The 22509-nt window shown below is 57.4% G+C and carries 35 protein-coding genes; 33 read left to right on the top strand and 2 right to left on the bottom strand.

Translation table 11 applies throughout. The features are described 5' to 3' along the window. The 29 genes from ACQKIK_RS06270 to rplQ all read left to right on the top strand — a co-directional run. Positions 1-570, top strand: a 570-nt coding sequence (locus ACQKIK_RS06270) for an EF-Tu C-terminal domain-related protein (RefSeq protein WP_499135131.1), incomplete at its 5' end; no start/stop codon positions are given. Between the two features lie 149 nt (positions 571-719). Continuing rightward, positions 720-1031 carry a 30S ribosomal protein S10 gene (rpsJ, locus tag ACQKIK_RS06265; RefSeq protein ID WP_003186070.1) on the top strand — a complete coding sequence of 104 codons (312 nt, stop codon included), beginning with the start codon at positions 720-722 and terminating at the stop codon, positions 1029-1031. Positions 1032-1112: 81 nt separating this feature from the next. Then, entirely contained in the window at positions 1113-1748 is a 636-nt protein-coding gene (gene rplC, locus ACQKIK_RS06260; protein WP_045430590.1) for a 50S ribosomal protein L3, read from the top strand. Between the two features lie 12 nt (positions 1749-1760). Next, a complete protein-coding gene (gene rplD / locus ACQKIK_RS06255; protein WP_045430589.1) occupies positions 1761-2363 on the top strand; it encodes a 50S ribosomal protein L4 in 603 nt (200 codons plus the stop codon). Next, positions 2360-2659 carry a 50S ribosomal protein L23 gene (gene rplW / locus ACQKIK_RS06250; RefSeq protein WP_499135129.1) on the top strand — a complete coding sequence of 100 codons (300 nt, stop codon included), beginning with the start codon at positions 2360-2362 and terminating at the stop codon, positions 2657-2659. Before rplD ends, rplW begins: the two co-directional genes overlap by 4 nt. Before the next feature lie 14 nt (positions 2660-2673). Beyond that, positions 2674-3495, top strand: a complete 822-nt coding sequence (rplB, locus tag ACQKIK_RS06245) for a 50S ribosomal protein L2 (protein WP_045430586.1) — start codon at positions 2674-2676, stop codon at positions 3493-3495. Between the two features lie 16 nt (positions 3496-3511). Continuing rightward, on the top strand, positions 3512-3787 hold the full coding sequence (gene rpsS, locus ACQKIK_RS06240) for a 30S ribosomal protein S19 (RefSeq protein ID WP_021209376.1): 276 nt from the start codon (positions 3512-3514) through the stop codon (positions 3785-3787). Between the two features lie 13 nt (positions 3788-3800). Further along, positions 3801-4133, top strand: coding sequence for a 50S ribosomal protein L22 (gene rplV, locus ACQKIK_RS06235; RefSeq protein ID WP_003103908.1), 333 nt, complete (start codon positions 3801-3803; stop codon positions 4131-4133). A gap of 13 nt (positions 4134-4146) precedes the next feature. Beyond that, the gene (gene rpsC / locus ACQKIK_RS06230) at positions 4147-4833 is read left to right on the top strand and encodes a 30S ribosomal protein S3 (protein WP_046164400.1); all 687 of its coding nucleotides are present in this window, start codon (positions 4147-4149) and stop codon (positions 4831-4833) included. Between the two features lie 12 nt (positions 4834-4845). Further along, positions 4846-5259 carry a 50S ribosomal protein L16 gene (rplP, locus tag ACQKIK_RS06225; protein WP_003176421.1) on the top strand — a complete coding sequence of 138 codons (414 nt, stop codon included), beginning with the start codon at positions 4846-4848 and terminating at the stop codon, positions 5257-5259. Next, a complete protein-coding gene (rpmC, locus tag ACQKIK_RS06220; RefSeq protein ID WP_003289209.1) occupies positions 5259-5450 on the top strand; it encodes a 50S ribosomal protein L29 in 192 nt (63 codons plus the stop codon). The genes rplP and rpmC overlap by 1 nt, the downstream gene beginning before the upstream one ends. A 2-nt stretch (positions 5451-5452) precedes the next feature. Further along, entirely contained in the window at positions 5453-5719 is a 267-nt protein-coding gene (rpsQ, locus tag ACQKIK_RS06215; RefSeq protein WP_029404618.1) for a 30S ribosomal protein S17, read from the top strand. A 23-nt stretch (positions 5720-5742) separates the two neighbouring features. Next, on the top strand, positions 5743-6111 hold the full coding sequence (gene rplN / locus ACQKIK_RS06210) for a 50S ribosomal protein L14 (protein ID WP_003289207.1): 369 nt from the start codon (positions 5743-5745) through the stop codon (positions 6109-6111). An 11-nt stretch (positions 6112-6122) separates the two neighbouring features. Next, the gene (gene rplX, locus ACQKIK_RS06205; protein ID WP_019339971.1) at positions 6123-6437 is read left to right on the top strand and encodes a 50S ribosomal protein L24; all 315 of its coding nucleotides are present in this window, start codon (positions 6123-6125) and stop codon (positions 6435-6437) included. A 19-nt stretch (positions 6438-6456) separates the two neighbouring features. Further along, complete coding sequence (gene rplE, locus ACQKIK_RS06200; protein ID WP_019339970.1) at positions 6457-6996, top strand: 50S ribosomal protein L5; 540 nt, start codon at positions 6457-6459, stop codon at positions 6994-6996. 13 nt (positions 6997-7009) lie between these two features. Next, on the top strand, positions 7010-7315 hold the full coding sequence (rpsN, locus tag ACQKIK_RS06195) for a 30S ribosomal protein S14 (protein ID WP_046164401.1): 306 nt from the start codon (positions 7010-7012) through the stop codon (positions 7313-7315). A 185-nt stretch (positions 7316-7500) separates the two neighbouring features. Next, complete coding sequence (rpsH, locus tag ACQKIK_RS06190; protein ID WP_003281824.1) at positions 7501-7893, top strand: 30S ribosomal protein S8; 393 nt, start codon at positions 7501-7503, stop codon at positions 7891-7893. 13 nt (positions 7894-7906) lie between these two features. Continuing rightward, positions 7907-8440 (top strand): 50S ribosomal protein L6, encoded by a 534-nt coding sequence (gene rplF / locus ACQKIK_RS06185; protein ID WP_019339968.1) that lies wholly within the window; start codon positions 7907-7909, stop codon positions 8438-8440. A 10-nt stretch (positions 8441-8450) separates the two neighbouring features. Then, positions 8451-8801: a 50S ribosomal protein L18 gene (gene rplR / locus ACQKIK_RS06180; RefSeq protein ID WP_019339967.1), complete on the top strand. Its 351-nt coding sequence runs from the start codon at positions 8451-8453 to the stop codon at positions 8799-8801. 3 nt (positions 8802-8804) lie between these two features. Further along, a complete protein-coding gene (gene rpsE / locus ACQKIK_RS06175; protein ID WP_019339966.1) occupies positions 8805-9305 on the top strand; it encodes a 30S ribosomal protein S5 in 501 nt (166 codons plus the stop codon). A 2-nt stretch (positions 9306-9307) separates the two neighbouring features. After that, a complete protein-coding gene (gene rpmD / locus ACQKIK_RS06170; RefSeq protein ID WP_003281818.1) occupies positions 9308-9487 on the top strand; it encodes a 50S ribosomal protein L30 in 180 nt (59 codons plus the stop codon). Between the two features lie 3 nt (positions 9488-9490). After that, entirely contained in the window at positions 9491-9925 is a 435-nt protein-coding gene (rplO, locus tag ACQKIK_RS06165; RefSeq protein WP_102838126.1) for a 50S ribosomal protein L15, read from the top strand. Then, positions 9926-11254: a preprotein translocase subunit SecY gene (gene secY / locus ACQKIK_RS06160; protein ID WP_046164402.1), complete on the top strand. Its 1329-nt coding sequence runs from the start codon at positions 9926-9928 to the stop codon at positions 11252-11254. It abuts the gene before it with no gap. 30 nt (positions 11255-11284) lie between these two features. Next, on the top strand, positions 11285-11401 hold the full coding sequence (gene rpmJ / locus ACQKIK_RS06155) for a 50S ribosomal protein L36 (RefSeq protein ID WP_014854209.1): 117 nt from the start codon (positions 11285-11287) through the stop codon (positions 11399-11401). 131 nt (positions 11402-11532) lie between these two features. Then, positions 11533-11889 carry a 30S ribosomal protein S13 gene (rpsM, locus tag ACQKIK_RS06150; protein ID WP_045430560.1) on the top strand — a complete coding sequence of 119 codons (357 nt, stop codon included), beginning with the start codon at positions 11533-11535 and terminating at the stop codon, positions 11887-11889. A 30-nt stretch (positions 11890-11919) separates the two neighbouring features. Continuing rightward, positions 11920-12309: a 30S ribosomal protein S11 gene (rpsK, locus tag ACQKIK_RS06145; protein WP_014854207.1), complete on the top strand. Its 390-nt coding sequence runs from the start codon at positions 11920-11922 to the stop codon at positions 12307-12309. 17 nt (positions 12310-12326) lie between these two features. After that, entirely contained in the window at positions 12327-12947 is a 621-nt protein-coding gene (rpsD, locus tag ACQKIK_RS06140; RefSeq protein ID WP_045430555.1) for a 30S ribosomal protein S4, read from the top strand. 22 nt (positions 12948-12969) lie between these two features. Further along, on the top strand, positions 12970-13971 hold the full coding sequence (locus ACQKIK_RS06135) for a DNA-directed RNA polymerase subunit alpha (RefSeq protein ID WP_019339960.1): 1002 nt from the start codon (positions 12970-12972) through the stop codon (positions 13969-13971). A gap of 45 nt (positions 13972-14016) precedes the next feature. Then, positions 14017-14403, top strand: coding sequence for a 50S ribosomal protein L17 (gene rplQ, locus ACQKIK_RS06130; RefSeq protein ID WP_019339959.1), 387 nt, complete (start codon positions 14017-14019; stop codon positions 14401-14403). Between the two features lie 374 nt (positions 14404-14777). On the opposite strand, the gene uvrA is transcribed toward rplQ, so the two are convergent. Next, positions 14778-17615: an excinuclease ABC subunit UvrA gene (uvrA, locus tag ACQKIK_RS06125; RefSeq protein ID WP_499135124.1), complete on the bottom strand. Its 2838-nt coding sequence runs from the start codon at positions 17613-17615 to the stop codon at positions 14778-14780. Between the two features lie 131 nt (positions 17616-17746). Between uvrA and ACQKIK_RS06120 the strand changes: the two genes are divergently transcribed. The 4 genes from ACQKIK_RS06120 to ACQKIK_RS06105 all read left to right on the top strand — a co-directional run bounded on the left by ACQKIK_RS06120 (position 17747) and on the right by ACQKIK_RS06105 (position 21598). Further along, complete coding sequence (locus ACQKIK_RS06120) at positions 17747-19114, top strand: MFS transporter (RefSeq protein ID WP_499135122.1); 1368 nt, start codon at positions 17747-17749, stop codon at positions 19112-19114. Between the two features lie 166 nt (positions 19115-19280). Further along, positions 19281-19781 (top strand): single-stranded DNA-binding protein, encoded by a 501-nt coding sequence (locus tag ACQKIK_RS06115; RefSeq protein WP_045430547.1) that lies wholly within the window; start codon positions 19281-19283, stop codon positions 19779-19781. A gap of 10 nt (positions 19782-19791) precedes the next feature. Next, the gene (locus ACQKIK_RS06110) at positions 19792-20676 is read left to right on the top strand and encodes a sugar nucleotide-binding protein (protein WP_499135120.1); all 885 of its coding nucleotides are present in this window, start codon (positions 19792-19794) and stop codon (positions 20674-20676) included. Next, on the top strand, positions 20669-21598 hold the full coding sequence (locus ACQKIK_RS06105; RefSeq protein WP_241530165.1) for an NAD-dependent epimerase/dehydratase family protein: 930 nt from the start codon (positions 20669-20671) through the stop codon (positions 21596-21598). Before ACQKIK_RS06110 ends, ACQKIK_RS06105 begins: the two co-directional genes overlap by 8 nt. 73 nt (positions 21599-21671) lie before the next feature. On the opposite strand, the gene ACQKIK_RS06100 is transcribed toward ACQKIK_RS06105, so the two are convergent. Further along, positions 21672-22367 carry an OmpW/AlkL family protein gene (locus ACQKIK_RS06100; protein ID WP_499135119.1) on the bottom strand — a complete coding sequence of 232 codons (696 nt, stop codon included), beginning with the start codon at positions 22365-22367 and terminating at the stop codon, positions 21672-21674. Positions 22368-22509: the final 142 nt, after the last annotated feature.

The raw sequence follows: 22509 nt of genomic DNA, 5'->3' as shown, positions 1-22509 counted from the left end.
GCGATCGACAAGCCGTTCCTGATGCCAATCGAGGACGTGTTCTCGATCTCTGGTCGCGGTACTGTTGTGACTGGTCGTGTTGAGCGCGGCATCGTCAAGGTTCAGGAAGAGATCGAGATCGTTGGTATTCGTGCCACGACCAAGACTACCTGCACTGGCGTCGAAATGTTCCGTAAGCTGCTCGACGAAGGTCGTGCGGGTGAGAACGTCGGCGTACTGCTGCGCGGCACCAAGCGTGATGACGTTGAGCGTGGTCAGGTTCTGGCCAAGCCGGGCACCATCAAGCCGCACACCAAGTTCGAAGGCGAAGTCTACGTACTGAGCAAGGAAGAAGGCGGTCGTCACACTCCGTTCTTCAAGGGCTACCGCCCTCAGTTCTACTTCCGTACGACTGACGTGACCGGTAACTGCGAGCTGCCCGAAGGCGTTGAGATGGTAATGCCGGGCGACAACATCAAGATGGTTGTTACCCTGATCGCTCCGATCGCCATGGAAGACGGTCTGCGCTTCGCGATTCGCGAAGGTGGCCGTACCGTTGGTGCCGGCGTGGTTGCCAAGATCATCGAATAATCTTGTCGATGTCGGAAAGGGCCCTTCGGGGCCCTTTTTCTATTGTTGATCATTTATTGACACCCTCTGGACGCATCCGTACAATTGCGCCTCCTTTTACCGGGCGTATTGCGTTTGGTAGGGATGGCTAATTGGAGTCTGAGGTCAAAATGCAAAACCAACAAATCCGTATTCGGTTGAAGGCTTTTGACCATCGCCTGATCGATCAATCAACCCAGGAAATCGTGGAAACCGCGAAACGTACTGGTGCTCAGGTGCGTGGTCCGATTCCACTGCCGACCCGCAAAGAGCGGTTCACTGTTCTGGTTTCTCCGCACGTCAACAAAGATGCGCGCGACCAGTATGAGATCCGTACTCATAAGCGTGTGCTGGATATTGTCCAGCCGACCGACAAGACTGTCGATGCGCTGATGAAGCTTGATCTTGCGGCTGGCGTGGAAGTGCAGATCAGCCTCGGCTAAAACCTGGAGTTTTAGTCGTGTAACGCTCTGAAATGGGCGGCCATAGCGGGTGAAAGCCCCGTACACTCAAGAGGTTACAACATGACTATTGGTGTAGTCGGTCGTAAATGCGGAATGACCCGCGTTTTCACCGAAGATGGTGTCTCTATTCCGGTTACGGTCATTGAGATCGAGCCGAATCGCGTCACTCAGTTCAAGAATGAAGAAAGCGATGGCTATCGCGCCGTGCAGGTCACTGTCGGCGAGCGTCGTGCGTCCCGTGTCACCAAGGCTCAGGCCGGTCATTTCGCTAAGGCGAATGTAGCTGCCGGTCGTGGTGTCTGGGAGTTCCGCCTCGATGGCGAGGAATTCCAGGTTGGTGACCAGATCAAGGCTGAGATCTTTCAGGCTGGGCAGATGGTGGATGTCACCGGTCAGTCCAAGGGTAAAGGCTTTGCCGGTACCATTAAGCGCTGGAATTTCCGTGGTCAGGACAATACTCACGGTAACTCCGTATCCCACCGCGTCCCGGGTTCGATTGGCCAATGCCAGACACCAGGCCGTGTTTTCAAGGGCAAGAAGATGTCCGGGCACATGGGCGCCGAGCGCGTAACCGTGCAGTCCCTGGAAATCGTGCGTGTCGATGCCGAGCGTAATCTCCTGTTGGTCAAGGGTGCAGTGCCCGGCGCCACTGGTGGTGACGTAGTCGTGCGTCCGGCTGCCAAGGCTCGCGGGTAAGGGGGAGTTCACATGCAATTGAATGTTAATGGCGCACAGGCCATCGAAGTCTCCGAGCAAACCTTTGGTGGTGAGTTCAACGAGACGCTGGTGCACCAGGCAGTCGTCGCCTACATGGCTGGCGGTCGTCAGGGTAGCAAGCAGCAGAAGACTCGCTCCGACGTCTCCGGTGGCGGTAAGCGCCCCTGGCGCCAGAAGGGCACTGGCCGCGCGCGTGCTGGTACCTCGCGTGGTCCGATCTGGCGTGGCGGTGGCGTAACTTTCGCTGCTCGTCCGCAGAATCATGAGCAGAAGCTCAACAAGAAGATGTACCGCGCTGCGCTGCGTTCCATTCTTTCCGAATTGGTTCGTTCCGAGCGTTTGGTTGTCGTTGAAGATTTCGCCGTCGACAGTCCTAAGACCAAGCTGCTTGCTAGCAAGCTGACTGGCATGGGCCTGAGCGACGTACTGATCGTTTCCGATGCTGTCGATCAGAACCTGTATCTGGCGGCCCGCAACCTGCCGCACGTCGATGTTCGTGACGTTCAGGGTTCCGATCCCGTCAGCCTGATCGCCTATGACAAGGTGTTGATCACCGTGTCGGCTGTGAAGAAATTCGAGGAGCTGCTGGGATGAACCAGGAACGCGTATTCAAAGTCCTGCTTGGTCCGCACGTCTCCGAGAAGGCAACCATGCTGGCTGACAGCAAGAGCCAGTTCGTTTTCAAGGTTGCTACTGATGCAACCAAGCTGGAAATCAAGAAGGCCGTCGAAAGCCTGTTCAGCGTGAAGGTCGCCAAGGTCAGCACCCTGAATGTTCAGGGCAAGACCAAGCGCACTGCTCGCGGTCTGGGCAAGCGTAACGACTGGAAGAAGGCGTACATCGCTCTTCAGCCGGGCCAGGATCTCGATTTCTCCGGCAACGCTGAGTAAGGAAGGGGTGCATCATGGCAATCGTTAAATGCAAACCGACTTCCGCGGGCCGCCGTTTCGTGGTCAAGGTGGTCAATCAGGAGCTGCACAAAGGCGCTCCTTATGCTCCGCTGCTCGAGAAGAAGTCGAAGTCTGGTGGCCGTAACAACAACGGCCGTATCACCACTCGTCACATCGGTGGTGGTCATAAGCAGCATTATCGTCTGGTCGATTTTCGTCGCAACAAGGATGGCATTCCAGCCGTCGTTGAGCGCGTTGAGTACGACCCGAACCGTACTGCGCACATCGCGCTGCTGAAGTACGCGGACGGCGAGCGTCGTTACATCATTGCACCCAAGGGTGTAACTGCTGGCGATCAGCTGCTCTCTGGCGTCAATGCGCCAATCAAGGCTGGTAACAGCCTGCCGCTGCGTAATATTCCGCTTGGTTCTACCGTTCACGGTGTTGAACTCAAGCCGGGCAAGGGTGCACAGATCGCTCGTTCTGCTGGTGCTTCAGCTCAGTTGGTCGCGCGTGAAGGCGCTTATGTAACCCTGCGTCTTCGCTCCGGCGAGATGCGTAAAGTGCTGGCTGAGTGCCGTGCGACTCTGGGCGAGGTCTCGAATTCCGAGCACAGCCTGCGTTCGCTTGGTAAAGCTGGTGCCAAGCGCTGGCGTGGCGTTCGCCCAACCGTGCGCGGTGTGGCAATGAACCCGGTCGATCACCCCCACGGTGGTGGTGAGGGTCGTACCTCCGGTGGTCGTCATCCGGTGTCGCCATGGGGCTTCCCGACCAAGGGCGCGAAGACTCGCTCTAACAAGCGCACCGATAACATGATCGTCCGTCGTCGCAAGTAACTAGAGGGATACGACAGTGCCGCGTTCTCTGAAAAAAGGTCCTTTTATCGATCTTCACCTATTGAAGAAGGTCGAAGTGGCGATGGAAAAGAATGATCGCAAGCCGGTTAAAACCTGGTCGCGTCGTTCGATGATCCTGCCGCAAATGGTCGGTCTGACCATCGCTGTGCATAACGGCCGTCAACATGTCCCCGTTCTCGTGAGCGAAGATATGGTCGGTCACAAACTCGGCGAGTTCGCTGGTACCCGCACCTATCGCGGGCACGTAGCGGACAAGAAAGGCAAGCGCTAAGGGGTAAGGAAAGATGGAAGTAGCCGCTAAGTTGTCGGGCGCTCGCATCTCCGCCCAGAAAGCCCGCCTGGTCGCCGACCAGATCCGCGGGAAGAAGGTGGGTGAAGCGCTCAACCTGCTGGCTTTCAGCAGTAAGAAAGCCGCCGAGATCATGAAGAAAGTGCTGGAGTCGGCCGTGGCCAACGCCGAGCACAACGAAGGCGCAGACGTGGATGACCTCAAGGTTTCCACCGTTTTCGTCAACGAGGGGCGTTCGCTTAAGCGCATCATGCCGCGTGCCAAAGGCCGCGCTGATCGCATCGTCAAGCGGTCTTGCCATATCACTGTCAAGGTTGCGGACAAGTAACGGAGTCGATCAGATGGGTCAGAAAGTACATCCCACTGGCATACGCCTGGGAATCGTCAAGGAGCACACTTCCGTCTGGTACGCAGACGGTCGTACGTACGCCGATTATCTGCTTGCAGATCTGAACGTGCGTGCGTACCTCCAAGACAAATTAAAAAGCGCGTCCGTAAGCCGTATCGATATCCATCGTCCGGCTCAAACCGCACGCATCACCATCCACACCGCTCGTCCCGGCATCGTGATCGGCAAGAAAGGTGAAGATGTTGAGAAGCTGCGTCAGGACCTGACCAAAAGAATGGGTGTGCCTGTGCACATCAACATCGAAGAAATCCGCAAGCCGGAACTCGATGCAATGCTGGTAGCACAGAACGTCGCTCAGCAGCTGGAACGTCGCGTAATGTTCCGTCGCGCTATGAAGCGCGCGGTACAGAACGCCATGCGTATTGGTGCCAAGGGCATCAAGATCCAGGTGAGCGGTCGTCTGGGTGGGGCTGAAATCGCCCGTACTGAATGGTATCGGGAAGGTCGTGTGCCGTTGCACACCCTGCGTGCCGATATCGACTACAACACCTACGAAGCGCACACCACCTACGGTGTGATCGGCGTCAAGGTCTGGATCTTCAAAGGCGAAGTAATTGGTGGTCGCCACGAAGAGCTCAAACCGCAAGCGCCAGCGCCTCGTAAAAAAGCTACCAAGTAAGGAGTACGCCAAATGTTGCAACCTAAGCGTACAAAATTCCGCAAGCAGATGACCGGCCACAACCGTGGGTTGGCTCAGCGCGGTAGCAAAGTCAGCTTCGGCGAGTTCGCTCTCAAGTCTGTCGCTCGTGGTCGTTTGACTGCGCGCCAGATCGAGTCCGCACGTCGTGCGTTGACTCGCCACGTCAAGCGTGGCGGCAAGATCTGGATCCGCGTTTTCCCCGATAAGCCTATTTCCAAAAAGCCGCTTGAAGTGCGGATGGGTAAAGGTAAGGGCAACGTCGAGTACTGGGTAGCCCAGATTCAGCCGGGCAAGGTGCTCTACGAGATCGAGGGTGTTTCCGAAGAGCTGGCGCGTGAGGCATTCGCCCTGGCTGCTGCAAAGCTGCCGCTCGCCACCTCCTTTGTTAAGCGGACGGTGATGTGATGAAAGCGAATGAGCTTCGTGAAAAATCCGCTCAGCAGCTGAACGAGCAACTGCTCGAGCTGCTGCGCGACCAGTTCAATCTGCGTATGCAGAAAGCAACTGGCCAGTTGGGGCAGTCTCACCTGCTCTCGCAAGTCAAGCGCGACATCGCTCGTGTCAAGACTGTGCTCAACCAGCAGGCAGGTAAGTGATCATGGCTGAAGTTGAAAAAACTGTCCGCACGCTGACTGGCCGCGTCGTCAGCGACAAGATGGACAAAAGCATCACCGTTCTGATCGAGCGTCGCGTCAAGCACCCGATCTACGGTAAATACGTGAAGCGTTCGACCAAACTGCACGCCCACGACGAAACCAACCAGTGCCGTATTGGCGACAAGGTCACTATCCGCGAGACTCGTCCGCTGGCGAAGACCAAGTGCTGGATGTTGGTTGATGTCGTTGAACGTGCCGTCGAAGTCTAAGGGCTAGGGGTCGGAGAAATTATATGATTCAGACTCAATCAATGCTCGATGTGGCGGATAACAGTGGCGCTCGTCGCGTCATGTGTATCAAGGTGCTCGGTGGTTCGCACCGCCGTTACGCCGGCATCGGCGACATCATCAAGGTTACCGTCAAGGAAGCGATTCCTCGTGGCAAGGTCAAGAAAGGCCAGGTAATGACCGCTGTTGTGGTCCGTACCCGTCACGGTGTTCGTCGTCCAGACGGCTCCATCATTCGCTTCGATGGCAATGCTGCTGTTCTGCTGAACAACAAGCAGGAGCCTATTGGCACCCGTATTTTCGGGCCGGTGACGCGTGAGCTTCGTTCTGAGAAGTTCATGAAGATCGTCTCGCTCGCGCCTGAAGTGCTGTAAGGAGAAGCCGCATGCAAAAGATTCGTCGCAACGACGAGATCATCGTCATCGCCGGCAAAGACAAGGGCAAGCGCGGTAAGGTGCTCCGGGTTCTCGCTGACGACCGTCTGGTTGTCGGTGGCATCAACCTGGTGAAGCGCCATACCAAGCCGAACCCGATGTCGGGCGTTCAGGGCGGTATCGTCGAGAAGGAGGCGCCACTGCACGCCTCTAACGTCGCTATTTTCAATGGCGAAACCAACAAGGCTGACCGCGTTGGGTTCAAGGTTGAAGACGGCAAGAAAATTCGTGTCTTCAAGTCGACCCAAAAGCCGGTTGAAGCTTGAGACTGCTAGGTAGATAACCATGGCACGACTAAAAGAAGTTTATCGGAAGCAAATCGCTCCCAAGCTGAAAGAAGAGCTTCAGCTTGGTAACGTGATGGAAGTTCCGCGCATTACCAAGATCACCCTCAACATGGGTATTGGCGAGGCAATCGGTGATAAGAAAATCATCGATAACGCGGTTGCCGATCTTGAGAAAATCACCGGCCAGAAGGTCGTCGTGACTCACGCTCGCAAGTCTATCGCTGGCTTCAAGGTCCGTGAAGGCTGGCCGATCGGTGTCAAGGTGACGTTGCGCAGCGATCGTATGTACGAGTTCCTGGATCGCCTGTTGTCGATCTCCCTGCCTCGGGTTCGCGACTTCCGCGGCCTGAATGCCAAGTCGTTCGACGGCCGCGGCAACTACAGCATGGGCGTGAAAGAGCAGATCATTTTCCCGGAAATCGATTACGACAAAATCGATGCCCTGCGTGGTCTGGACATCACTCTGACTACTACTGCTCGGACGGATGAAGAGGGGCGCGCGCTGTTGCGTGCATTCAACTTCCCGTTCCGTAACTGATTGGAGTAGGCACATGGCTAAGCAAAGCATGAAGAACCGCGAGCTGAAGCGTCAGCAAACGGTTGCTAAGTACGCCCAGAAGCGTGCCGCGCTGAAAGCAACCATCGCCAATCCGGAGTCCACTCCGGAAGCGCGCTGGGAAGCTCAGGTGGCTCTGCAGAAGCAGCCTCGTGATGCAAGCGCTTCGCGCCTGCGTAACCGCTGCCGTTTGACCGGTCGTCCGCACGGTGTTTATCGCAAGTTCGGTCTTGCGCGTAACATGCTGCGTCAGGCCGCTATGCGTGGCGACGTACCAGGTCTGGTCAAAGCCAGCTGGTAAGAATGGTAGCCCGGCGTTCCTGTCGGGCTGGCTGTTCCAAAATCAAGCCCCTATGGGGCTTGATTCGTTTCTGGACTATCTCTAGAATGTCCGGCTCGCCCGAGCCACGCCTTTGGCGTTCGCTCTTCTAGCAGGCGACACGAGCCTTCGCGGGCTTATTTTTTTGTATTAGGAGCCAAGAGCCCATGAGTATGCAGGACCCGTTAGCGGACATGCTAACTCGTATCCGTAATGCCCAGATGGCTGAAAAGTCCGTCGTAAGCATGCCGTCTTCCACTCTGAAGGTGGCAGTAGCCAACGTTCTTCAGGGTGAAGGCTATATCGCAGGATACAACGTCAGCAGCGACGCCAAGCCGCAGCTGTCTATCGAGCTTAAGTATTTCGAGGGCCGTCCGGTCATCGAGGAGCTGAAGCGCGTAAGCCGTCCTGGCCTTCGCCAGTACAAATCCGTTGATCAGTTGCCAAAGGTTCGCGGCGGTCTGGGCGTTTCGATCGTGTCCACCAACAAAGGTGTGATGACTGATCGGGCTGCTCGCGCTGCTGGCGTTGGCGGCGAAGTGCTCTGCACAGTGTTCTAAGGGGGGGATAAGCATGTCTCGCGTTGCTAAGAACCCCGTAAAGCTGCCCGCTGGTGTTGAATTCAACATGTCCGGCCAGCAGCTTTCGGTTAAGGGTGCCAAGGGCGCTCTGGAACTGAATGTGCACTCGTCAGTGGAAGTGATTCACGAGGCTGGTGAGCTGCGTTTTGCTGCTCGCAATGGCGATCAGCAGAATCGCGCCATGGCCGGTACCACCCGTGCGCTGGTTAACAATATGGTAATTGGTGTCAGCCAAGGCTTCGAGCGCAAGCTTCAGCTGGTTGGCGTTGGTTACAAGGCGCAAGCCAAAGGTCAAGTGCTGTCCCTGGCTCTCGGCTTCTCGCATCCGGTGGAATATGAACTGCCGCAAGGCGTTACCGCTGAGACCCCCAGTCAGACCGATATCCTGATCAAGGGTGTCGATAAGCAACTGGTCGGTCAGGTGGCTGCTGAAATCCGCGATTTCCGTCGTCCTGAGCCTTACAAAGGCAAAGGCGTGCGTTACTCGGACGAAGTGGTCCGTCGTAAAGAAGCTAAGAAGAAGTAGGGCATAGCAAATGAGCGTAAAGAAAGTTACTCGTCTGCGTCGCGCTCGCAAGGCACGCCTGAAGATGCGCGAGCTGGAAACCGTACGCCTTTGTGTGTACCGCTCTTCCCAGCACATCTACGCCCAGGTCCTTTCGGCCGACGGCGGCAAGGTCCTGGCCAGCGCCTCGACTCTGGACAAAGAACTGCGCGGCGGAGCCACTGGCAACGTCGACGCTGCCAAGAAAGTTGGTCAGCTGGTCGCTGAGCGTGCTAAGGCCGCAGGTGTCACTCAGGTGGCGTTCGACCGTTCTGGCTTCAAGTACCACGGTCGTGTCAAGGCACTGGCTGATGCTGCTCGTGAAGGCGGGCTGGAGTTCTAAGTTATGGCATATAACGAGCAAAAGCGCGACGAAGGCTACATTGAGAAGCTGGTTCAAGTTAACCGCGTCGCCAAGACTGTAAAGGGTGGTCGTATCTTCACTTTCACCGCGTTGACCGTGGTGGGTGATGGTAAAGGCCGTGTAGGTTTCGGTCGTGGCAAATCCCGTGAAGTGCCGGCAGCCATTCAGAAGGCCATGGAAGCGGCTCGCCGCAACATGATCCAGGTTGATCTGAACGGCACCACGCTGCAGTACGCCACCAAGGCGGCGCATGGCGCTTCCAAGGTCTACATGCAGCCCGCTTCCGAGGGTACCGGTGTGATCGCCGGTGGTGCTATGCGCGCCATCCTTGAAGTGGCTGGTGTGCAGAACGTCCTGGCTAAGTGCTACGGCTCTACCAATCCGGTGAACGTGGTTCATGCCACTTTCAAGGGGTTGAAGGCCATGCAGTCGCCTGAGTCGATCGCTGCCAAGCGTGGCAAGAGCGTCGAGGAGATTTCCTGATCATGGCTAACACCGTCAAGGTCACGCTGATTAAAAGCGTCAGCGGTCGTATCCCCAATCACAAGCTGTGCGTAAAGGGCCTCGGCCTTCGTCGCATTGGTCACACCGTCGAGGTTCAGGATACTCCTGAGAATCGCGGCATGATCAACAAGGCTTATTACATGCTCCGTGTGGAGGGCTAAGCCATGCAACTGAACGATCTGCGTTCTGCGCCGGGTGCCCGTCGCGAAAAGCTTCGTCCTGGTCGTGGTATCGGTAGCGGTCTGGGTAAGACCGGTGGCCGTGGTCACAAGGGTCAGACTTCCCGTTCCGGCGGCAAGATTGCTCCAGGGTTCGAGGGCGGTCAGCAGCCATTGCATCGTCGTCTGCCGAAGTTCGGCTTCGTTTCGCTGAAGGCCATGGATCGCGCAGAAGTGCGCACATCCGAGCTGGCCAAGGTCGAGGGCGATGTTGTCTCCGTGCAGAGCCTCAAGGATGCCAACGTCATCAACCAAAACGTGCAGCGTGTGAAAGTCATGCTGTCCGGTGAAGTTGGTCGCGCTGTGACCCTGAAAGGCATCGCCGCCACCAAAGGTGCGCGTGCGGCTATCGAAGCAGCTGGCGGCAAGTTCGAGGAATAAATGGCTAAGCAAGGTGCTCTCTCCGCGCTGAGTAATGGCGGGCTGTCTGAACTCTGGGCTCGTCTGCGCTTTTTGTTGATGGCGATTATCGTCTATCGGATAGGGGCGCACATCCCGGTGCCGGGGATCAATCCCGACAGGTTGGCCGAGCTGTTCCGTCAGAACGAAGGGACCATCCTTAGTCTGTTCAACATGTTTTCAGGTGGTGCGCTGGAGCGCATGAGCATCTTTGCTTTGGGGATCATGCCGTACATTTCGGCATCGATCATCATGCAGCTCATGACTGCTGTCAGTCCGCAACTTGAGCAGTTGAAAAAGGAAGGCGAGGCCGGTCGCCGCAAGATTAGCCAGTACACGCGCTATCTAGCGCTCGTTCTGGCGATCGTGCAGGCCATTGGCATGTCCGTCGGTCTGGCCGGTCAAGGGGTCGCATTCAGCAGTGACTTCGGCTTCTACTTCGTCGCCATCACGACGTTTGTGGCGGGTGCGATGTTCATGATGTGGCTGGGTGAGCAGATCACCGAGCGCGGTGTCGGCAACGGCATTTCGATGTTGATTTTTGCTGGTATCGTTGCTGGCTTGCCGGGCGCCCTTGGGCAGTCCTTCGAGTCGGCTCGCCAGGGTGATGTCAATATCATTGCGCTGTTGGCAGTGGGTCTGCTGGCCGTTGCGATCATTGGTTTCGTGGTCTTCATTGAGCGTGGTCAGCGGCGAATTGCGGTGCACTACGCCAAGCGTCAGCAGGGTCGTAAGGTTTTCGCTGCGCAGACAAGCCACTTGCCTTTGAAGGTCAATATGGCTGGTGTGATTCCGGCAATTTTTGCGAGCAGCATTCTGTTGTTCCCGGCTTCGTTGGGTCAGTGGTTTGGTCAGTCCGAAAGCATGAGCTGGCTGGCTGATATCTCGCAGGCGATCGCTCCCGGTCAGCCGTTGAATATCCTTTTGTTCAGTGCCGGCATTATCTTCTTCTGCTTCTTCTATACGGCGTTGATGTTCAACCCTAAAGACGTCGCAGAAAACTTGAAGAAGTCCGGTGCGTTTATTCCAGGGATTCGTCCTGGTGAGCAGTCGGCGCGCTATATCGATGGTGTGCTGACCCGCTTGACCTTGTTCGGCGCCCTGTACATGACGGCTGTTTGCTTGCTTCCTCAGTTCCTTGTGGTAGCCGCAAATGTGCCGTTCTACCTTGGCGGGACCTCGTTGCTGATTGTGGTCGTGGTTGTAATGGACTTTATGTCCCAAGTGCAGTCACACCTGATGTCCCACCAGTACGATTCCCTGATGAAAAAAGCCAACCTGAAGGGCTACGGCAGCGGAATGCTCCGCTGAAGTCGGCTCGTAAGGTTCTAGGAGTTGGTCATGAAAGTTCGTGCATCGGTTAAAAAGCTGTGCCGCAACTGCAAGATCGTTCGTCGCGAAGGCGTCGTTCGAGTGATCTGCAGCGCAGAACCGCGACACAAACAGCGCCAAGGCTGAGTGTGAGCTAAGGCTCGAGCCCGGTAGCTAGTGCGCTGCCGGGTTGATTATTTGTTATTACAGCGTTAGTATCTCGCGCCCTTTTCTTGGCTTCCGGGGCGTTGGGTAGCTGTCAATTGGAGTTTCACTGAATGGCCCGTATTGCAGGCGTAAACATTCCGGATAACAAGCACACTGTTATCTCGCTGACCTACATCTATGGTGTTGGTCGCACTCGCGCACAGACAATCTGTGCCGCTACCGGTGTAAACCCGGCAGCAAAAATCAAGGATCTTAGTGACGAGCAGGTTGAGCTGCTTCGTGGCGAAGTGGGCAAGTTCATCGTTGAAGGTGACCTGCGTCGCGAAGTCAACATGAAGATCAAGCGCTTGATGGACCTGGGTTGCTATCGCGGCCTGCGTCATCGTCGTGGTCTGCCGGTCCGCGGTCAGCGTACCAAGACCAACGCTCGTACCCGTAAGGGTCCGCGTAAGCCGATCCGCAAGTAATCGCATTAGCGCATCGACAGGAATCTAATCATGGCAAAACCTGCTGCTCGTCCTCGTAAAAAAGTAAAAAAGACGGTGGTTGATGGCATCGCCCATATCCACGCTTCTTTTAACAACACCATCATCACTATCACCGACCGTCAGGGCAATGCGTTGTCCTGGGCGACGTCTGGTGGATCCGGCTTCCGCGGTTCGCGTAAGAGCACCCCGTTCGCTGCCCAGGTGGCTGCCGAGCGTGCTGGTCAAGCTGCGCTGGAGTATGGCCTGAAGAACCTGGACGTTAACGTCAAGGGTCCTGGTCCGGGTCGTGAATCTGCCGTTCGTGCATTGAATGGTTGTGGTTATAAAATCGCCAGCATCACCGACGTGACGCCGATCCCGCACAACGGGTGCCGTCCGCCGAAGAAGCGCCGCGTGTAATCAGGAGACAGTGAGAAATGGCTCGTTATATTGGTCCCAAGTGCAAACTGTCTCGTCGTGAAGGCACCGATCTCTTCTTGAAGAGTGGTGTGCGCGCGCTCGAATCGAAGTGCAACATCGAAACCCCACCGGGTGTTCACGGTCAGCGTCGTGGTCGTTTGTCTGACTACGGTACCCAGTTGCGTGAGAAGCAAAAAGTCCGCCGTATCTATGGTGTTCTCGAGCGTCAGTTCAGCGGTTATTACAAGGAAGCTGCCAGCCGCAAGGGCGCTACCGGTGAAAACCTTCTGCAACTGCTCGAGTGCCGTCTGGATAACGTCGTGTATCGCATGGGCTTTGGCTCTACTCGTGCCGAATCGCGTCAGCTGGTCTCGCACAAGTCGATCAGTGTGAACGGTCAGACCGTGAACGTTCCGTCTTACCAGGTCAAAGCTGGTGACGTGGTAGCCGTTCGTGAGAAGTGCCGCAACCAGCTGCGTATCGCCCAAGCCCTTGAACTGTGCGTACAGCGCGGTCGCGTTGAATGGGTCGAAGTAGATGCCGACAAGAAATCCGGTGTTTTCAAGAATGTTCCGGCGCGCAGTGATCTGTCAGCCGACATTAACGAAAACCTGATTGTCGAGCTCTACTCCAAGTAAGGGCTAGAAAATAGGTGTATCCATGCAGATTTCGGTAAATGAGTTCCTGACCCCCCGCCATATCGATGTGCAGGTGGTCAGTCCGACCCGTGCCAAGATCACACTCGAGCCACTCGAGCGCGGTTTTGGCCATACCCTGGGCAACGCGCTGCGTCGTATTCTGTTGTCCTCCATGCCCGGCTGCGCTGTGGTCGAGGCTGAGATCGACGGTGTGCTCCACGAGTACAGCGCCATCGAGGGCGTGCAGGAAGATGTCATCGAAATCCTGCTGAACCTCAAAGGTATCGCCATCAAGCTGCACGGCCGTGATGAAGTGACCTTGAGCCTGGTGAAGAAGGGCGCGGGCGCTGTTACCGCTGCCGATATCCAGCTGGATCACGATGTCGAAATCGTCAATGGTGATCACCTGATCGCCAACCTGGCGGCTAATGGTTCGATCAACATGAAGCTGAAGGTCGCTCGCGGCCGTGGCTACGAGCCGGCTGATGCGCGTCAGAGCGATGAAGATGAAAGCCGCAGTATTGGCCGTCTTCAGCTCGACGCAACCTTCAGCCCGGTCCGTCGCGTGGCTTATGTTGTCGAAAATGCTCGTGTTGAGCAGCGTACCAACTTGGACAAGCTGGTTATCGACCTGGAAACCAACGGAACCCTGGATCCTGAAGAAGCGATCCGTCGTGCCGCGACCATTCTGCAGCAGCAGTTGGCCGCGTTCGTCGACCTCAAGGGTGACAGCGAGCCGGTCGTGGTCGAGCAGGAAGACGAGATCGATCCGATCCTGTTGCGTCCAGTTGACGATTTGGAACTGACCGTACGTTCGGCGAACTGCCTCAAGGCAGAAAACATCTACTACATCGGTGATCTGATTCAACGCACCGAAGTCGAGCTGTTGAAGACGCCGAACCTGGGCAAGAAATCTCTGACCGAAATCAAAGATGTTCTGGCTTCTCGTGGTCTGTCCCTCGGCATGCGCCTCGACAATTGGCCGCCAGCCAGTCTCAAGAAGGACGATAAGGCTACGGCCTGATCGACCATAGTCACCGAACTGATCGTTTGGTAAGGAATTTCAATCATGCGTCATCGTAAAAGTGGCCGTCATCTCAGCCGCACAAGCGCTCACCGCAAGGCCATGTTCCAGAACATGGCGGTGTCGCTGTTCGAGCACGAACTGATCAAAACAACCCTGCCCAAGGCCAAGGAACTGCGTCGCGTAGCTGAGCCGCTGATCACTTTGGCTAAGGAAGACAGCGTCGCTAACCGTCGCCTGGCTTTCGACCGTACTCGCTCCAAGGCTATCGTTGGCAAGCTGTTCAACGATCTCGGCCCGCGTTATGCCACCCGTCAAGGTGGTTACCTGCGTATTCTCAAGTGCGGATTCCGCGCCGGGGACAATGCGCCGATGGCTTACGTTGAGCTGGTTGACCGTCCGGTCACCGGTGAAGTGGAAGCTGCTGAGTAAGTTTTGCTTGCTTGAAAAAACCGAGCGTATGCTCGGTTTTTTTATGCGCACAGATTAGTTCCTAATATCGCTCTGCTCTGATCGATATCGATGTGTTGGCTTTCTGAAGGCATCTCTCTAGAACGCCAGGCCAATCGCCTTGTATTCAGCTTAAGATGACATGAGCGAAACATGGCCGCTTAAGATATCCGCTCTTCGTTTGCGGCTAATCAGTTCGCTAGGCCCGTGGTCATGGGCCCGCTTTGTGTCCGCTCTTCAGCCACCCACGCGCGCGTTACGGTTTTTGGTAGCAGGCAGCGAGACGTCGTCGACCGAGAAATAGCCGGATAGCAGCTGATGTTTAAGCCGGGCGCTATACCCGGCTTCTATTGCTGTTAGGCCTTGTCGCGCTCCAGCAAGGGTTTTAGGAAGTGGCCGGTATGTGACTGGGGCATTGAGGCGACTTGCTCCGGTGTACCTGTTGCGATGATCTGTCCGCCCTTCGAGCCTCCTTCTGGCCCCAGATCGACTAGCCAGTCAGCGGTTTTGATTACATCCAGGTTGTGTTCGATTACCACGACAGTATTGCCGTGGTCACGAAGGCGGTGGAGTACGTCCAGGAGCTGCTGGATATCCGCAAAGTGCAGCCCAGTGGTTGGCTCGTCGAGGATGTACAGGGTTTTACCTGTGTCGCGCTTGGATAGCTCTCGGGACAGCTTGACACGCTGCGCTTCGCCGCCAGAAAGGGTGGTCGCACTCTGTCCCAGCTTGATATAGGAAAGTCCTACGTCCATTAGCGTTTGCAGCTTGCGCGCCACAGCGGGCACTGGATCGAAGAACTCCCTGGCCTCCTCGATGGTCATGTCCAGTACTTCAGTAATGCTCTTGCCCTTGTACTTCACCTCGAGCGTTTCGCGGTTGTAACGTTTGCCTTTGCACACATCACAGGGCACGTAGATGTCGGGCAGAAAATGCATTTCCACCTTGATCACGCCATCGCCCTGGCAGGCTTCACAGCGACCGCCCTTTACATTGAAGGAGAAGCGTCCCGGTCCGTAGCCTCTCGACCGTGCTTCCGGAACGCTGGCAAAGAGTTCGCGAATGGGGGTAAACAGGCCGGTGTAGGTAGCTGGGTTGGAGCGGGGCGTCCGTCCAATCGGGCTCTGATCGATGTCTACGACCTTGTCCAGGTGCTGGAGCCCGTCGAATGAGTCGTGCGGTGCCACTTCTAACGTAGTAGCACCGTTCAAGGCTGTGGCGGTGATCGGGAAGAGCGTGTTGTTGATCAGTGTCGACTTACCCGAGCCCGAAACACCTGTGATGCAGGTCAGTAGGCCGACCGGGATCTCCAAATCTACGTTGCGCAGATTATTCCCTCGTGCCCCCTTTAGCTTGAGTAGCTTGTCGGGGTCACGCGGTGTCCGCTCGGCAGGATAGAGAATCTTCACCCGGCCGGATAAATAACCGCCGGTCAGCGACGCAGGGTTGGACATGACTTCATCGGGAGTGCCCTCTGCCACGATCTGCCCGCCATGCACGCCCGCCCCCGGGCCAATGTCGACTACGTAGTCAGCCAGGCGGATTGCGTCCTCGTCGTGCTCGACGACAATGACTGTGTTGCCGATGTCGCGGAGGTGGCGAAGCGTGCCCAGCAGGCGCTCGTTGTCCCGTTGATGGAGCCCGATGGAAGGTTCGTCGAGGATGTACATGACGCCGACCAGGCCGGCACCAATCTGGCTCGCCAGGCGGATGCGCTGAGCTTCGCCGCCCGATAGGGTGTCGGCGCTGCGGTCCAGGGTCAGGTAGTCGAGGCCGACATTCACCAGGAACTGGAGGCGCTCGCAGATTTCCTTGAGGATCTTATCGGCAATCTCGCCGCGGCGACCGGGTAGCGTGAGCCTTCTGAAATACTCGGTGGCATCGCCAATTGGCAGCCCGGTCACTGCGGGTAGCGTCTTGTCGCCGACCCAGACATGGCGAGCTTCGCGCCGCAGCCGGGTGCCTCGACATTCCGGGCAGGGCTGGGTGCTGAGATATTTGGCCAGCTCCTCACGCACCGAATTGGACTCGGTTTCACGGTAACGGCGCTCAAGGTTGGGAATGATGCCCTCGAAGGGGTGCGAACGTTTGACGATGTCGCCGCGGTCGTTCAGGTAGCGAAAGTCAACATTCTCCTTGCCGCTGCCGCGCAAAACGAACTTCTGCTGGTCGGGCGGCAGTGAGTCAAACGGTTCGTCGAGACTGAAGCCGTAATGCGAGGCGAGTGAACCGAGCATCTGAAAGTAATAGACGTTGCGGCGATCCCAGCCACGAATAGCACCTTCAGCCAGCGTCAGCTCGCCGTTGACTAGGCGCTTGGCGTCGAAGAACTGTTTCACGCCAAGGCCGTCGCAGGTCGGGCAAGCCCCGGCTGGATTGTTGAACGAGAATAGCTTGGGCTCCAGCTCGCTGATCGAGTGCCCGCAGATGGGGCAGGCGAAGCGGGCGGAGAAAATCATCTCGTCGCTTTCATCCTCTTCCTCCATCGAGGCGACCAGAGCAATGCCGTCGGCGAGCTTCAATGCGGTTTCGAATGATTCAGCAAGTCGTTGCTGCAGATCGCTCCGGACCTTGAAGCGATCGACCACAACGTCGATGGAGTGTTTTTTCTGCTTGTCCAGCTTGGGCAGCTCATCGAGTTCGCAGAGCCGACCGTTTACCCGCGCGCGTACAAAGCCCTGAGCGCGCAGCTCGTCGAATACCGCCAAGTGCTCGCCCTTGCGCTCGCGGATGACCGGGGCTAGCAGCATCAGCTTGCGGCCTTCCGGCAGTGCCAGCACCTGGTCGACCATCTGGCTCACCGTCTGGGCCTCCAGTGGCGCGTCATGGTCGGGGCATCGTGGCGTGCCAGCGCGTGCATAGAGCAGCCGCAGGTAATCGTAGATCTCGGTAATGGTGCCAACCGTGGAGCGCGGATTGTGCGAGGTCGACTTTTGCTCAATGGAAATGGCAGGAGAGAGCCCTTCGATGGTATCGACGTCGGGCTTTTCCATTATCGAGAGGAATTGCCGGGCGTACGCCGATAGGGATTCGACGTAGCGGCGCTGGCCCTCGGCATAAAGCGTGTCGAAGGCCAGCGAGGACTTGCCCGAACCGGACAGGCCTGTGATCACGATCAGTTTGTCGCGTGGCAAGGTCAGGTCGATGTTTTTCAGGTTGTGGGTACGAGCCCCACGAATCAGAATCTTGTCCAAAGCAGCCTCGCATGGCGGGCGAAAACCCGAAAGTATACGGCCAGGGGCGACATCGCGGCAAAGTAGCGAGCCTGTGCCGAGCAGGGGATGACTGCTAGAATCGCCGCCGGTTAATTCAAGCGAGACCCCACATGCATGATCCTTACAGCGAGCGCATGAGCGCTAGCGAAACCCGTGCAGCCTCCGGCTTAGCCCTGGTTTTCGCGTTTCGCATGCTCGGCATGTTCATGGTTCTGCCGGTGCTGGCAACCTATGGTATGGATCTGCAGGGCGCAACGCCGGCACTCATTGGTCTCGCCATTGGTGCTTATGGTTTGACCCAAGCGATGCTGCAAATTCCGTTCGGAATGATTTCTGATCGAATTGGACGCCTTCCGGTGATCTATTTCGGGCTACTGATCTTTGCCGCTGGCGCTGTGCTCGCGGCAACGGCCGACACCATCTGGGGGGTGATCGCCGGTCGCGTCCTGCAAGGGGCAGGTGCAATTTCGGCTGCGGTAATGGCCTTACTATCCGACCTGACTCGGGAACAGCATCGCACCAAAGCAATGGCGATGATTGGCATGAGCATCGGCGTATCGTTCGCGGTGGCGATGGTTGTCGGTCCGCTACTGACAAGCGCATTCGGACTCTCAGGGTTGTTCTGGGTAACGGGAGGCATGGCAGCGCTGGGCATTCTCGTCGTAGCCGTGCTTCCGCGCGCGCCAGCACATATCCGGCACCGCGAATCAGGGGTCGCCAGACAGGCGCTGGGCGCAACGCTTCGCCATCCAGACCTGCTGCGGCTTGATTTCAGTATTTTCGCGCTCCATGCCGTTCTCATGGCCAGCTTCGTGGCGTTGCCGTTAGCGCTTGTGAATGAAGCCGCTTTGCCCAAGGAAGAGCATTGGTGGGTGTACCTCACCGCACTGGTGGTGGGTTTCTTCGGCATGGTGCCTTTCATCATATATGGGGAAAAGAAGCGCCAGATGAAGCGCGTGGTACTTGGCGCGGTAGCCGTACTGGTGCTCTCCGAGTTGTTTCTCTGGTGGTTCGGCAATCAGCTCTGGTCGCTGGTCGCCGGCATGATCGTGTTCTTCATCGCATTCAACTTGCTGGAAGCTTCGTTACCGTCGCTGATTAGCAAGGTCGCCCCCGCAGGTGGCAAGGGAACGGCGATGGGGATTTACTCAACGAGTCAGTTTCTCGGCTCCGGCCTGGGCGGCGTACTTGGCGGTTGGCTCTATCAGCAGGGTGGGCTAGGCCTGGTATTTGCTGGTTGTGCAGCGCTCTGCGCGCTCTGGTTTGCCGTGACTTGGAGTATGCGTGAGCCTCCCTATGTCACGGGGCTTCGTCTGCCGCTGTCGGCCGGGGCTGCGCGTAATCCCGCACTCACGGAACAGATGATGGCGGTCCCTGGTGTGTCCGACGCAGTGGTCATCGTCGAGGAGGCCGCTGCTTATGTGAAGGTGGACCTGAAGGCGCTGGATCGAGCTGCACTGGATCACTTGGTGGCCTGATCGAGCGACGCCACATTGCCCGTCGACAAACTTGAGGCTTTGGGCATCGTCCGGTCGCGCCGGTTGGCCGACCTCCGGCGGTAGGGTAAGATTGCCGGTCATTGGTTGTTTCCCGATTGCGAGGATTTCAGCCAACTACATTCATGTTTCAGCAAAGGAGTTACCCATGGCCAGAGGGGTGAATAAAGTCATCTTGATCGGCAATGTCGGCGGCGACCCGGAAACCCGCTACATGCCCAATGGCAATGCGGTGACCAATATCACGCTGGCCACCACCGACAGCTGGAAAGACAAGCAGACTGGCCAGCAGCAGGAGCGCACCGAGTGGCATCGTGTCGTGCTGTTCGGCAAGGTTGCCGAGATTGCTGGCGAGTATCTGCGCAAGGGCTCGCAGTGTTATATCGAGGGTCGCCTGCAAACCCGAGAGTGGGAAAAGGATGGCGTCAAGCGCTACACCACCGAGGTGGTAGTAGACATGGGCGGCACCATGCAGCTGCTCGGCGGCCGTGGTGGCAGCTCCGACGATGCGCCTCGTCAGTCTCAGCCACGCCCCCAGCGTGATTCCCAGCCGCAACAGCAACAACAATCGCGCCCGCAGTCTCAGCCGCAGCCTGCCCAGCAGCCGGCCCCGGACTACGACAGCTTCGACGACGATATCCCGTTCTAGAGTTCACTCCATGCGAATGCGCCTGATGCTGTTGGGCGGCGGTAATGCCCTGGGTCAGGCGCTTATCCGCCTGGGTGCCGAGGAGGACATCGGCTTCCTCGCGCCACGCCCGCCCAGCCAGGGCTGGGATGCGCCAAGTCTGACTACTTTGCTCGACGATAACCGCCCGGATATCGTGATCAACCTCGCCTATTACTTCGACTGGTTCCAGAGTGGGCGTGTCGATGAAGCGGTGCTCGCCAGTCAAGAGCGCGCAGTCGAGCGCCTGGCCGAGCTGGGCCAGCATCATCAGTTTGTACTGATGCAGCCTTCCAGCTACCGCGTCTTTGATGGAGCCAGAACCACCTCCTACAGTGAGAAAGACGAGGTCGCGCCGTTAGACGCTCGCAGCTGCGCCCTTTGGCGTGTGGAGCAGAGTGTGCGTTCGCTTTGCCCTCGGCACGTTTTGCTACGGTTTGGTTGGTTGCTCGACGATAGCTCAGAGGGCTTGCTGGGTCGGTTCCTTCAGCGTCTTGAGCAGAACGACGAGCTGTGTCTCGCTGATGATCGTCGAGGCAACCCCACGCCCGTTGAAGATGCTGCGCGGGTCATTCTGGCTGTGTTGAAGCAGCTCGATTGCGAGGCGCCGTTGTGGGGCACCTATCACTATGGTGGGCACGAGGCGTCAACCCCGTTGGTGGTTGGCCAAGCGCTTCTGGCCGAAGCGGCTAACCATCGCCAGCTGGCGGTTGCGAGCCTGACTCCCATCGCACACGCCGCCTGCTCGGATGCAGCGGACGAGCCGCAGCATGGCGTGCTGGCGTGCAAGAAGATATTCAATACTTTCGGCATCAAGCCGCGCGCCTGGCGCACTGGGCTGCCGAGCCTGCTGGAGCGCTACTATCGACATGGCTGACTTACCGATTCTGGTTACCGGTGGCGCCGGTTTCATTGGCTCCAACCTTATCGATGCGCTTGTCGCGCGAGGCTACCCTGTTAGGGTGCTGGACAACCTGTCCACCGGAAAACGCAGCAATTTACCGGACGATCCGAGCGTTGAGCTGATTGTGGGGGATGTGGCGGATGCACAAGCCATGCGCAGCGCAGTTCAGGGCTGTCGCGCCGTTGTGCACCTTGCCGCGGTGGCGTCGGTACAGGCTTCGGTCGATGACCCGGTTGGCACGCACCAGAGCAATCTGGTCGGTACGCTGAATTTGTGTGAGGCCATGCGCGAGACGGGCGTACGCCGGGTTGTTTTCGCTTCCAGCGCGGCGATCTACGGCAACAATGGCGAAGGCCAGCCCATCGACGAGGACACGCCCAAGGCGCCCTTGACTCCATATGCGGCGGACAAGCTGGCCAGTGAGCACTATCTTGATTTCTACCGGCGTCAGCATGGACTTGAGCCGGCAGTCTTCCGCTTCTTCAATATTTACGGCCCTCGGCAGGATCCATCCTCTCCCTATTCAGGTGTGATCAGCATTTTTACCGAGCGGGCACAGAAGGGATTGCCTATTGCTGTTTATGGGGATGGACAGCAGACTCGGGATTTCCTCTACGTAGGCGATCTGGTAGAGCTGCTGCTGCAGGCGCTAGAGCTGCCTGTTGTGGAGGTGGGGGCTGTGAATGTTGGTTTGAACCAGGCGACCTCTTTGAACCAGCTGCTCGATGCGGTTGGCGATGTGCTGGGCGGATTGCCCGAGGTGAGGTACCAGGCGGCGCGACAGGGAGATATCCGTCATTCGCGAGCTAACAATACGCGGCTGCTGCAGCGCTATCGTTTACCTGAGCCTGCGACCGGAATGCGCGACGGCCTGGCGAAATTGCTAGGTTTGTAGCGTAATCCGCGGGCATAGAAAAGGCGCCGAGAGGCGCCTTTGTCTTGTCTGAGATTCGGCAATGCCGACGGCTTCAGAACTTGTAGCCGAGACCGACCATGTAAACCATGGGGTCAACTTCCACGTCGACCTTTGCACGAATGCCTAGGCCAGGGTGGTCAATATAGGCGTCGGTGTCGATATCGATGTAACGGACCTGCGCGTTGAGCATGACCTGTTCTGTCAGCATGTAGTCCATGCCAACCTGAGCTGCCCATCCCCACGAGTTTTTTACTCGGAAATTGTCATAACCACGATCAGTGAAGTTGCTGCTGACACTTTCATCAAAGAACCAAGTGTAGTTAACCCCGGCACCAACATATGGCTGGAATGCAGACGTGGTTGCCATTGGGTAATAGACAAGGCTGAGGGTTGGCGGCAAGTGTTTGAGTTCACCGAGATTGCCGTCAGCAATGCCACCAAGGCCGGTACCGGACACTGAGACGTCGTGGGTGAACGGGCTAGCGGCCAGCAGCTCGACTCCGAGGTGATCGGTGACCATATAAGCGAAGTTCAGGCCCAGCTGGGTATCGCTGTCGAGCGATGCTTTCCCACCCAGGTCTGTCCCGGCTAGGACTCCACGGTCAACCGCTACGCCTGAAGTCTCTTCACGCGGATCAACAGTAATCGCACCAGCACGGACAATCACGTCACCAGCCTGATGGGCCTGGGCGAAAGGGGAGGCGAGGGCTACGGCCAGCACGGACGCGGTAAACAGGGTCTTGCGCATAATGGAACTCCATCCAGACATGGTGTGTTGCGACTGGTGGCCATGGTAGGGCGTGCGGGCCCGCCGACTTTGATCCAGCTCAACGAAACGTTCCGCTTTATCCGGGCTGCGACGTATTGCCCGGGTTGCCTTCTTTTGCGGA

This window comes from Pseudomonas sp. NPDC047961, assembly GCF_050272435.1.
GTDB lineage: Bacteria > Pseudomonadota > Gammaproteobacteria > Pseudomonadales > Pseudomonadaceae > Stutzerimonas.
This window is presented reverse-complemented; position numbering and strand designations above follow the sequence as displayed.

Bases quoted from the DNA above. Each gene is read 5' to 3' on its own strand.
- rplW (WP_499135129.1), top strand. From the start codon at position 2,360: ATGAACCAGGAACGCGTATTCAAAGTCCTGCTTGGTCCGCACGTCTCC.
- rpsC (WP_046164400.1), top strand. From the start codon at position 4,147: ATGGGTCAGAAAGTACATCCCACTGGCATACGCCTGGGAATCGTCAAG.
- rpmJ (WP_014854209.1), top strand. From the start codon at position 11,285: ATGAAAGTTCGTGCATCGGTTAAAAAGCTGTGCCGCAACTGCAAGATC.
- rplR (WP_019339967.1), top strand. From the start codon at position 8,451: ATGAGCGTAAAGAAAGTTACTCGTCTGCGTCGCGCTCGCAAGGCACGC.
- rpmC (WP_003289209.1), top strand. From the start codon at position 5,259: ATGAAAGCGAATGAGCTTCGTGAAAAATCCGCTCAGCAGCTGAACGAG.
- rplF (WP_019339968.1), top strand. From the start codon at position 7,907: ATGTCTCGCGTTGCTAAGAACCCCGTAAAGCTGCCCGCTGGTGTTGAA.
- ACQKIK_RS06100 (WP_499135119.1), bottom strand. From the start codon at position 22,367: ATGCGCAAGACCCTGTTTACCGCGTCCGTGCTGGCCGTAGCCCTCGCC.
- secY (WP_046164402.1), top strand. From the start codon at position 9,926: ATGGCTAAGCAAGGTGCTCTCTCCGCGCTGAGTAATGGCGGGCTGTCT.
- ACQKIK_RS06135 (WP_019339960.1), top strand. From the start codon at position 12,970: ATGCAGATTTCGGTAAATGAGTTCCTGACCCCCCGCCATATCGATGTG.
- rpsQ (WP_029404618.1), top strand. From the start codon at position 5,453: ATGGCTGAAGTTGAAAAAACTGTCCGCACGCTGACTGGCCGCGTCGTC.
- rpsD (WP_045430555.1), top strand. From the start codon at position 12,327: ATGGCTCGTTATATTGGTCCCAAGTGCAAACTGTCTCGTCGTGAAGGC.
- rpsH (WP_003281824.1), top strand. From the start codon at position 7,501: ATGAGTATGCAGGACCCGTTAGCGGACATGCTAACTCGTATCCGTAAT.
- rpsK (WP_014854207.1), top strand. From the start codon at position 11,920: ATGGCAAAACCTGCTGCTCGTCCTCGTAAAAAAGTAAAAAAGACGGTG.
- rpmD (WP_003281818.1), top strand. From the start codon at position 9,308: ATGGCTAACACCGTCAAGGTCACGCTGATTAAAAGCGTCAGCGGTCGT.
- rplQ (WP_019339959.1), top strand. From the start codon at position 14,017: ATGCGTCATCGTAAAAGTGGCCGTCATCTCAGCCGCACAAGCGCTCAC.
- ACQKIK_RS06110 (WP_499135120.1), top strand. From the start codon at position 19,792: ATGCGAATGCGCCTGATGCTGTTGGGCGGCGGTAATGCCCTGGGTCAG.
- ACQKIK_RS06120 (WP_499135122.1), top strand. From the start codon at position 17,747: ATGCATGATCCTTACAGCGAGCGCATGAGCGCTAGCGAAACCCGTGCA.
- rpsN (WP_046164401.1), top strand. From the start codon at position 7,010: ATGGCTAAGCAAAGCATGAAGAACCGCGAGCTGAAGCGTCAGCAAACG.
- ACQKIK_RS06105 (WP_241530165.1), top strand. From the start codon at position 20,669: ATGGCTGACTTACCGATTCTGGTTACCGGTGGCGCCGGTTTCATTGGC.
- rplX (WP_019339971.1), top strand. From the start codon at position 6,123: ATGCAAAAGATTCGTCGCAACGACGAGATCATCGTCATCGCCGGCAAA.
- ACQKIK_RS06115 (WP_045430547.1), top strand. From the start codon at position 19,281: ATGGCCAGAGGGGTGAATAAAGTCATCTTGATCGGCAATGTCGGCGGC.
- rpsJ (WP_003186070.1), top strand. From the start codon at position 720: ATGCAAAACCAACAAATCCGTATTCGGTTGAAGGCTTTTGACCATCGC.
- rplD (WP_045430589.1), top strand. From the start codon at position 1,761: ATGCAATTGAATGTTAATGGCGCACAGGCCATCGAAGTCTCCGAGCAA.
- rpsM (WP_045430560.1), top strand. From the start codon at position 11,533: ATGGCCCGTATTGCAGGCGTAAACATTCCGGATAACAAGCACACTGTT.
- rplO (WP_102838126.1), top strand. From the start codon at position 9,491: ATGCAACTGAACGATCTGCGTTCTGCGCCGGGTGCCCGTCGCGAAAAG.
- rplV (WP_003103908.1), top strand. From the start codon at position 3,801: ATGGAAGTAGCCGCTAAGTTGTCGGGCGCTCGCATCTCCGCCCAGAAA.
- rplP (WP_003176421.1), top strand. From the start codon at position 4,846: ATGTTGCAACCTAAGCGTACAAAATTCCGCAAGCAGATGACCGGCCAC.
- rplN (WP_003289207.1), top strand. From the start codon at position 5,743: ATGATTCAGACTCAATCAATGCTCGATGTGGCGGATAACAGTGGCGCT.
- rpsE (WP_019339966.1), top strand. From the start codon at position 8,805: ATGGCATATAACGAGCAAAAGCGCGACGAAGGCTACATTGAGAAGCTG.
- rplC (WP_045430590.1), top strand. From the start codon at position 1,113: ATGACTATTGGTGTAGTCGGTCGTAAATGCGGAATGACCCGCGTTTTC.
- rplB (WP_045430586.1), top strand. From the start codon at position 2,674: ATGGCAATCGTTAAATGCAAACCGACTTCCGCGGGCCGCCGTTTCGTG.
- rplE (WP_019339970.1), top strand. From the start codon at position 6,457: ATGGCACGACTAAAAGAAGTTTATCGGAAGCAAATCGCTCCCAAGCTG.